Raw genomic sequence first — 7,382 nt, forward strand, 5'->3', positions numbered from 1 at the left:
ACCCGAAGCGGCGCAGGCTGCTCTCGCCGATGCTGGATTGGGGATCGGCGACATTCAGCACTTCATCATGCCTTCCTATCTCAAGGGAGCGGCGGAAGCGGTTGCAAAGCGGCTGGGGTTCACCGGCAGCATCGCCAGCGGACTGGAAGATGGGATCGGCTATAGCGGCGCGGCGCATCCGCTGCTGATGTTGGCGGCCGTTCTGGAACGCGCCGGACCCGACGAGCGGATCTTGCTCCTGGGCTTCGGTCAGGGGGTCGATGCGCTCGTCCTTCAGGCGACCGATGCGATTGTCGCGGCGCGACCCGCGCGCGGCATTGCCGGATCGCTCGCAGACGGGGTTCCGACGGACAGCTACCTGCGGCTTCTGTCCTTTCAGGGCGGGATCGACATGGAATGGGGGATGCGCGCGGAGAAGAGCTCCAAAACCTCGCTGAGCGAGCAATATCGTTCCGCCGGCCAAATGGAGGCGTTCGTCGCGGGTGAGTGCGGCAACTGCGGCACCGTCCAGTTCCCGCAATTGCAATATTGCGTGCGCTGCAACGCGCCGGCGGAGCGGCTGGCGCCGGTGCCGCTGCGAGACGTGCCCGCGCAGGTCCAGACCGAGACGGCCGACTGGCTTTCCTATCACCCCGCACCGCCGCTTCGCGTTGGTTTCGTCACCTTCGACAATGGCGCGCGGGTGCTGATGGAGTTCGTCGACGTCGGTGAAGGCGGCATCGACACGGGCACGCCGCTGCGGATGGTGTTCCGTATCAAGGAGCAAGACCGGCAGCGCGGGTACAATCGCTATTTCTGGAAGGCGACGCCGCTTCGCGCGGCCTGAGAGGATCGAGCCATGGCAACGGGCATCAAGGACAAGGTCGCCATCCTGGGCATGGGGTGCTCCAGATTTGGCGAGCGTTGGGACGTCGGATCGCCGGATCTGATGCGAGAAGCCTTCGAAGAGGCGTTGGCCGACTCCGGGATCGAGCGTGAAACGATCGAGGCCGCGTGGTTCGGATGTTGGGGTGACGGAGTCAATGTCGGCAATAGCGCGATCCCTGCCGCCATGGCGCTGCGGCTGGAAGGGATCCCGGTCAGCCGCGTCGAGAATATGTGCGCGACCGGGACGGAGGCGCTGCGCGGTGCCGCTTATGCGGTGGCATCCGGCGCGGTCGACATCGCACTCGCGATCGGCTCTGAAAAGCTCAAGGACACCGGCTTCGGCGGGTTGCCACCACCATTCAAGGGAACATTCAACGACCTGTGGATGCCCATGGGATCGGCACCGGCGGGATTCGCGCAGCTCGCACCCTATTACCGCGCCAAATACGGAACCTCGAAAGAGGATCTGAAGCGGGCCATCAGCCATGTTTCGTGGAAGAGCCATATCAATGGCCAGCACAGTCCGAAGGCGCATTTCCGCAAGCCCGTCTCGATGGAGACGATCATGAACGCGCCAATGATCTCCGACCCGCTAGGTCTGTTCGATTGTTCAGGGGTATCGGACGGTGCCGCCTGCGCAATCGTTACCACGCCCGAAATCGCTCGCGCGCTCGGCAAGACCGATCTCGTCACGATCAAGGCGTTGCAGCTTTCGGCCAGTTCCGGACGTGAAACGCAGACCAACGACTGGGATGGCAGCTATGTCGCCAATACCCGGATAGCGGCAGCGAAAGCCTATCGCGAAGCCGGGATCAGCGATCCGAAGGGCCAGATTTCTCTGTCGGAGGTGCATGACTGTTTCTCGATTACCGAGATGGTGACGATGGAGGATCTCGGCTTTTCCGACGAGGGGCGGGCGGTGTTCGACATTCTGGACGGGCGCTATGACCGGGATGGCGCGATCCCATGCCAGATCGACGGCGGTCTCAAATGCTTCGGTCATCCGATTGGCGCCTCCGGCCTCCGCATGGCCTATGAGGTCTATAACCAGTTGCTCGGCCGGGCCGGCGAGCGGCAGTTGTCGGGGCCCTCGATCGGGCTCACCCACAATCTCGGAGGCGTGCCCTATCAGGGCGTGGCCGCCATTTCGATCCTCGGGCGGATGGACTGATGGCGGGGCTGTGGTTCGAGGATCTGACGGTCGGCCAGGCCTTCCGTCATGCGATCCGTCGTACGGTGACCGAAACCGATAACCTGTTGTTCTCGACGCTCACGCACAATCCGGCGCAACTCCATCTCGATGCCCATTATATGCGTGAGGGCGAATATGGCCGCATCCTGGTCAATTCCACCTTCACGCTCGGCCTGATGGTGGGCGTGTCGGTCGGGGACACGACGCTCGGCACGGCGGTCGCCAACCTTGGATGGGACGAGGTGCGCTTTCCAGCGCCGGTCTTCATCGGCGATACCCTGCGGGTGGAAACGGAGGTGGCGGAATTGCGCGAGTCCCGGTCACGCCCGGAAGCGGGGATCGTGACCTTCATTCATCGTGCCTATAATCAGGATGATGTTCTGGTCGCCTCGTGCCGCCGCACGGGATTGCAGCGGAAGCGGCCGTCATGACAGGGCTCCGTTCGTTTCTGTTCGTTCCGGGTGACGACCCGAAGAAGCTCGCCAGGATCGATGGCTGCGGCGCCGATGCGGTAATCCTCGATCTGGAGGATGCGGTCGCGCCGACGAACAAGCCGCTTGCGCGGCAACATGTCGCGGAATTTCTGGCGGCACGTCCACCTGACACCCGCGCCGTGCAACTGTGGGTGCGCATCAACCCGCTTTCGACACCTGATGCGGCACTCGACCTAGCGGCGATCGTCGGGGGCGTGCCCGACGGGATCATGCAGCCGAAGATCGACGGGCCTGATGATGTCGCGCAATTATCGCACCTGCTTGACGATTTCGAGCGGAGCGGCCGGATCGATCCGGGGGCGATCCGCATCCTTCCGGTCGCGACCGAAACGCCATTGGCGCCGTTCCGGCTGGGTGATTTCGGCACCACTGTCCTGCCACGACTTGCTGGTCTGACCTGGGGAGCGGAAGACCTGGCGGCGGCGATGGGCGCGAGTACCAACCTCGGCCCCGACGGGCGCTGGGCCTTCACCTACCAGATGGTACGGTCGCTGATGCTGATGGCGGCGCATGCTGCCAATATTCCGGCGATCGAAACATTGTACGTCGATTTCCGCGACGACGCGGGTTTGCGCGCTTCGTGTCGTGCCGCGCGCGCGGAAGGCTTTTCGGGTCGTATCGCCATCCATCCGTCGCAGGTGGCAGCGATCAACGAGAGCTTCTCGCCTTCCGACGAAGAGATCGCGGTCGCGCGGCGGATCGTTGCCGCCTTCGACGCGGCACCGGCGGTGGGCACCATCGGGATCGAGGGCAAGATGTACGACATCCCCCATTTGAAGGCGGCGCGGCGAACGCTGGCACAGGTGCGACCATGATGAACGTGGCACATGAGAGCGGTAGCCTCGTCGACCGTGACATCTTCAGCGACGAACATGACCAGTTTCGTGCTGTCGTCCGCCGTTTCGTGGAAAGCGAACTGCAACCGCATCACCATCAATGGGAGAAGGACGGCATCGTTCCGCGCGAGGCTTGGCGCAAGGCGGCGGAACTCGGCATATTGTGCCCGACGGTGCCAGAGGAATATGGCGGCATCGGTGCCGACTGGCTCTATTCGGTGGTGGTGATCGAGGAAATCACGCGCGCCAACGTGACCGGCCCGGGGTTCATGGTCCATTCCGAAATGGTCGCCCCCTACATTCTCGCCTGGGGTACTGAGGAGCTTAAGCACGCCTGGTTGCCCCGCATGGTGGCGGGCGAGGTGATCGGTTCCGTCGGCATGACCGAGCCGGGGGCTGGCAGCGATCTGAAGGCGTTGCGGACGCGCGCAGTGCGCGATGGCGATGAATACCGGATCGACGGCCAGAAAACCTATATCTCCAATGGCGGCCAATGCGACCTGATCGTTCTCGCCTGTAAGACCGATCCCGCGGCGGGAGCGCGCGGCGTCAGCCTGATCGTGGTCGACGCCGATCAGCCGGGGTTCGAACGCGGCCGTCGGCTGGAGAAGATCGGGCTGAAGGCGCAGGATACCGCCGAACTGTTCTTCAACGATTGCCGCGCCCCCGTCAGCCATCGCCTCGGTGAAGAGGGACAGGGGTTCGGGATGCTGATGACGAAGCTGGCGCAGGAGCGTCTGTCGGTCGGGGTCAAGGGCATGTCGGCTTGCGAGGCCGCGCTGCGTTGGACGGTCGATTATGTTGGTGAGCGGCGTCTGTTCGGCGCGCCGCTGGGCGACATGCAGAACACTCAGTTCGTCCTTGCGCAACTCGCGGCCGAAGTCAGCCAGGCGCGGATTTTCGTGGACTGGGGCATTCGCCGTTTCATGGACGGCCACCTGTCCGCCGTCGATGCGTCGAAGATCAAACTATTGGTTACCGAACTGAACGGCCGCGTCGTCGACCAGTGTCTGCAGTTCTTCGGCGGCTATGGCTACATGACCGAATATCCCATCGCCCAAGCCTATGTCGATGCGCGGATCAGCCGCATCGCCGGCGGCGCGAACGAGGTGATGCGGCAGATCATCGCGCGGGACCTGTACCGTGGACAAGAAGGGAGAGGGTGATGGAGAACGACCTCGCACTGACGGGCGCGCAGCTGCTCGCCATCTACCGGCTGGCGATACGGATCCGGCTCAACGATGAGCGTGTCATCAAGGAGATGATGGCTGGCAGACTGGTAACGCCCTACTACAGCGCACGAGGGCAGGAGATCATCCCCGCCGCGGTATCGCTGTGCCTTGATGACGATGACACCATCTGCACGATCTATCGCGGCACCCACGACATGGTGGCGAAGGGCTTCCCGCTCGACCTGCTCTGGGCGGAGCTTGCCGGACGCGTAACGGGCAGTTGCAAGGGCAAGGGCGGCCCGATGCATCTGACCTTTCCGGAGAAGGGATGCATGGTGACGACCGGGATCGTCGGCGCATCGATGCCGATCGCCAACGGCCTCGGCTGGGCGGCGCAGCTTGATGGCAAGGGGCGTGTGTCGATTGCCAACTTCGGGGATGGTGCCGCGAACATCGGCGCTTTCCACGAGAGCCTTAACATGGCGGCGCTCTACAAGCTTCCCGTCGTCTTCGTATGTCAGAACAATCGTTATGCCGAGCATACGACCATGGCGCGCTCGACCGCCGTCGAACGCCTTTCGCTGCGGGCGGCCGGCTATGCGATGCCCGGCGTCACGGTTGATGGCAACGATCCACAGGAAATGTACCACGCTGCGCGCGAGGCGGTGGATCGCGCCCGTGCAGGCGGCGGCCCGACGTTGATTGAGGCGATGACCTATCGGTTCAATGGGCACCTGATCGGTGACGCGGGCGGATACATGGATAAAGCCGAATATGCCACGGCTCAGGCCGCCGATCCCGTACCCAGGTTACGGCGGCAATTGATCGACGGCGGTTTCGTTGACGCTGCGGCGCTGGAGACGATCGAGGCGGACATCGGTGCCGAAATCGACGCAGCGGTGTCCGCCGCGTTCGCGGCGGATTTCCCCGAACTGGCCGAATTGACGCGCGACGTGTTCGCGCAGGAAATTGCGTGAGGACCGGACGATGACCGCACCCCAGAAGATGACGATCGTCGAGGCGATCAATCGCGCGCTGCATGACGCGATGGCGGCGGACCCGCGCGTGCTGGTGATCGGCGAGGACGTGGCTGATCCGGAGGAAGGCGGCGTCTTCGGCGCGACCAAGGGACTGTCGACGGCCTTCGGCGAGGCGCGTGTGCGCACCGCGCCGATCGCGGAGCAGGCGATCGTCGGCGCCGCGATCGGTGCGTCGATCGGTGGCTATCGCCCGGTGGCGGAGGTGATGATGATGAATTTCACCACCGTCGCCATGGACATGCTGCACAACCACGCGGCCAAGCTGCGCTTTATGTCGGGAGGACAGACGGCGGTGCCGATCGTCGTCCGCACGACCACGGGCGCGGGCTTCTCCACCGGTGGTCAGCATTCCGACTATCTCGAGGCCTGGTTCGCCCATATGCCGGGGATGAAGGTGGTTGCTCCGTCGACCCCCGACGACGCCTACGGCTTGTTGCGCAGCGCGATCGAGGACGAAGATCCGGTCCTCTTCATCGAGAATATTCCCAGTCTCTGGACCCCCGGCGATGTGACGTTCGAGAAGCATCCCCTCGGCAAGGCGCGTGTCACGCGGGTCGGCACCGATCTGACCATCATCGCCCATTCCTTGATGGTCGGTCATGCCCTTGCGGCAGCAGTTGAACTCGAAGGGGAGGGGATTTCCGCGGAAGTGGTTGACCTCCGCACGATCGCCCCCTGGGATCGCGAAACCGTCCTGGCGTCGGTCGGCAAGACCGGTCGGGCGCTCGTCGTCCACGAAGCGGTGAAAGCGTTCGGGATCGGCGCTGAAATCGCCGCCACCATCCAGGAGGAGTTGTGGGGTCGCTTGCGCAGGCCGGTGAAGCGCCTGGGCGGGGCCTATTGCCCCGTTCCGTTCTCGAAGCCGCTGGAAACAGCTTTCGTCCCCCAGCCTGCGGATATCGCGGCGATGGCGCGTGACCTTATCGCCGACTGAGCCAGAAGATCGTCAAAATGCGGGGAGCAAGGCATGTCGAAGGTCATCATCAGTTGCGCCATCACGGGATCGATCCACACGCCATCGATGTCGCCACACCTGCCGGTCACTCCAGCGGAGATCGCGCGCTCGGCGCTTGAGGCGGCGGACGCGGGCGCGGCCATCGTCCATCTGCATGCTCGCAATCCCCAGGACGGGCGCCCCGATCAGTCGCCAGAGGCGTTCGAACCCTTTCTGAAGGTCATCAAGCAATCCTCGGACGTGATCGTCAATCTGACGACGGGTGGATCGCCCTATATGCCTGTCGAGGAACGGGTTCGGCCCGCGGCGGTATGGAAGCCGGAAGTTGCCAGCCTGAACATGGGGTCGATGAACTTCGGGTTGTTCCCGATGCTCAAGCGATACAGTGAATTCCGGTACGAATGGGAACCAGCGATGCTGGAGGCCAGTCACGACCTGGTGTTTCGTAATAGCTTCAAGGATATCCGCTACGCGCTTGAAACGTTGAACGACACCGGCGCTCGATACGAATTTGAATGCTATGATACCAGTCACCTGCACAACCTTCATTATTTCTGGCGCGAGGGGTTGGTGAAGGCGCCGCTGTTCATTCAAACCTGTTTTGGCCTGCTTGGCGGAATCGGGGCGCACCCGGAGGAGGTGCTGCATATGAAGCGGACCGCCGATCGGCTGTTCGGCGCGGACTATCACTGGTCGGTGCTCGCTGCCGGACAGGCTCAAATGCGGGTTGCGGCACAGGCGGCGGCAATGGGGGGGCATGTTCGGGTCGGCCTCGAAGACAATCCCTGGATCGGTGCCGGTCGATTGGCGACGTCGAACGCCGAGC

Annotated in this window: 8 protein-coding genes; all 8 read left to right on the plus strand. The window is 63.5% G+C overall.

Annotated elements, in window-relative coordinates:
- On the plus strand, window positions 1–826 hold an 826-nt coding region (locus tag ACFDTG_RS15340; protein WP_375291841.1), incomplete at its 5' end, for a 3-oxoacyl-[acyl-carrier-protein] synthase III C-terminal domain-containing protein.
- Window positions 827–838: 12 nt separating this feature from the next.
- Window positions 839–2,038 carry an acetyl-CoA acetyltransferase gene (locus ACFDTG_RS15345; protein ID WP_375250218.1) on the plus strand — a complete coding sequence of 400 codons (1,200 nt, stop codon included), beginning with the start codon at window positions 839–841 and terminating at the stop codon, window positions 2,036–2,038.
- Window positions 2,038–2,490, plus strand: a complete 453-nt coding sequence (locus tag ACFDTG_RS15350) for a MaoC family dehydratase (protein WP_375250217.1) — start codon at window positions 2,038–2,040, stop codon at window positions 2,488–2,490. Before ACFDTG_RS15345 ends, ACFDTG_RS15350 begins: the two co-directional genes overlap by 1 nt.
- Window positions 2,487–3,368, plus strand: a complete 882-nt coding sequence (locus ACFDTG_RS15355) for an HpcH/HpaI aldolase/citrate lyase family protein (protein ID WP_375250216.1) — start codon at window positions 2,487–2,489, stop codon at window positions 3,366–3,368. Before ACFDTG_RS15350 ends, ACFDTG_RS15355 begins: the two co-directional genes overlap by 4 nt.
- Window positions 3,365–4,555: an acyl-CoA dehydrogenase family protein gene (locus ACFDTG_RS15360; RefSeq protein ID WP_375250215.1), complete on the plus strand. Its 1,191-nt coding sequence runs from the start codon at window positions 3,365–3,367 to the stop codon at window positions 4,553–4,555. The genes ACFDTG_RS15355 and ACFDTG_RS15360 overlap by 4 nt, the downstream gene beginning before the upstream one ends.
- Window positions 4,555–5,538, plus strand: a complete 984-nt coding sequence (locus tag ACFDTG_RS15365; protein WP_375291842.1) for a thiamine pyrophosphate-dependent dehydrogenase E1 component subunit alpha — start codon at window positions 4,555–4,557, stop codon at window positions 5,536–5,538. Before ACFDTG_RS15360 ends, ACFDTG_RS15365 begins: the two co-directional genes overlap by 1 nt.
- Window positions 5,539–5,548: 10 nt before the next feature.
- Window positions 5,549–6,535 (plus strand): alpha-ketoacid dehydrogenase subunit beta, encoded by a 987-nt coding sequence (locus ACFDTG_RS15370; protein ID WP_375249965.1) that lies wholly within the window; start codon window positions 5,549–5,551, stop codon window positions 6,533–6,535.
- A 33-nt stretch (window positions 6,536–6,568) separates the two neighbouring features.
- The coding region (locus ACFDTG_RS15375; protein ID WP_375291843.1) for a 3-keto-5-aminohexanoate cleavage protein at window positions 6,569–7,382 on the plus strand (814 nt) is incomplete at its 3' end.

This window comes from Qipengyuania sp. (assembly GCF_042095715.1).
Taxonomy (GTDB): Bacteria; Pseudomonadota; Alphaproteobacteria; order Sphingomonadales; family Sphingomonadaceae; genus Qipengyuania.

What these genes read in the sequence shown, in the direction of transcription:
- ACFDTG_RS15345 (WP_375250218.1), top strand. Translation starts at nt 839, where the DNA reads ATGGCAACGGGCATCAAGGACAAGGTCGCCATCCTGGGCATGGGGTGC.
- ACFDTG_RS15350 (WP_375250217.1), top strand. Translation starts at nt 2,038, where the DNA reads ATGGCGGGGCTGTGGTTCGAGGATCTGACGGTCGGCCAGGCCTTCCGT.
- ACFDTG_RS15355 (WP_375250216.1), top strand. Translation starts at nt 2,487, where the DNA reads ATGACAGGGCTCCGTTCGTTTCTGTTCGTTCCGGGTGACGACCCGAAG.
- ACFDTG_RS15360 (WP_375250215.1), top strand. Translation starts at nt 3,365, where the DNA reads ATGATGAACGTGGCACATGAGAGCGGTAGCCTCGTCGACCGTGACATC.
- ACFDTG_RS15365 (WP_375291842.1), top strand. Translation starts at nt 4,555, where the DNA reads ATGGAGAACGACCTCGCACTGACGGGCGCGCAGCTGCTCGCCATCTAC.
- ACFDTG_RS15370 (WP_375249965.1), top strand. Translation starts at nt 5,549, where the DNA reads ATGACCGCACCCCAGAAGATGACGATCGTCGAGGCGATCAATCGCGCG.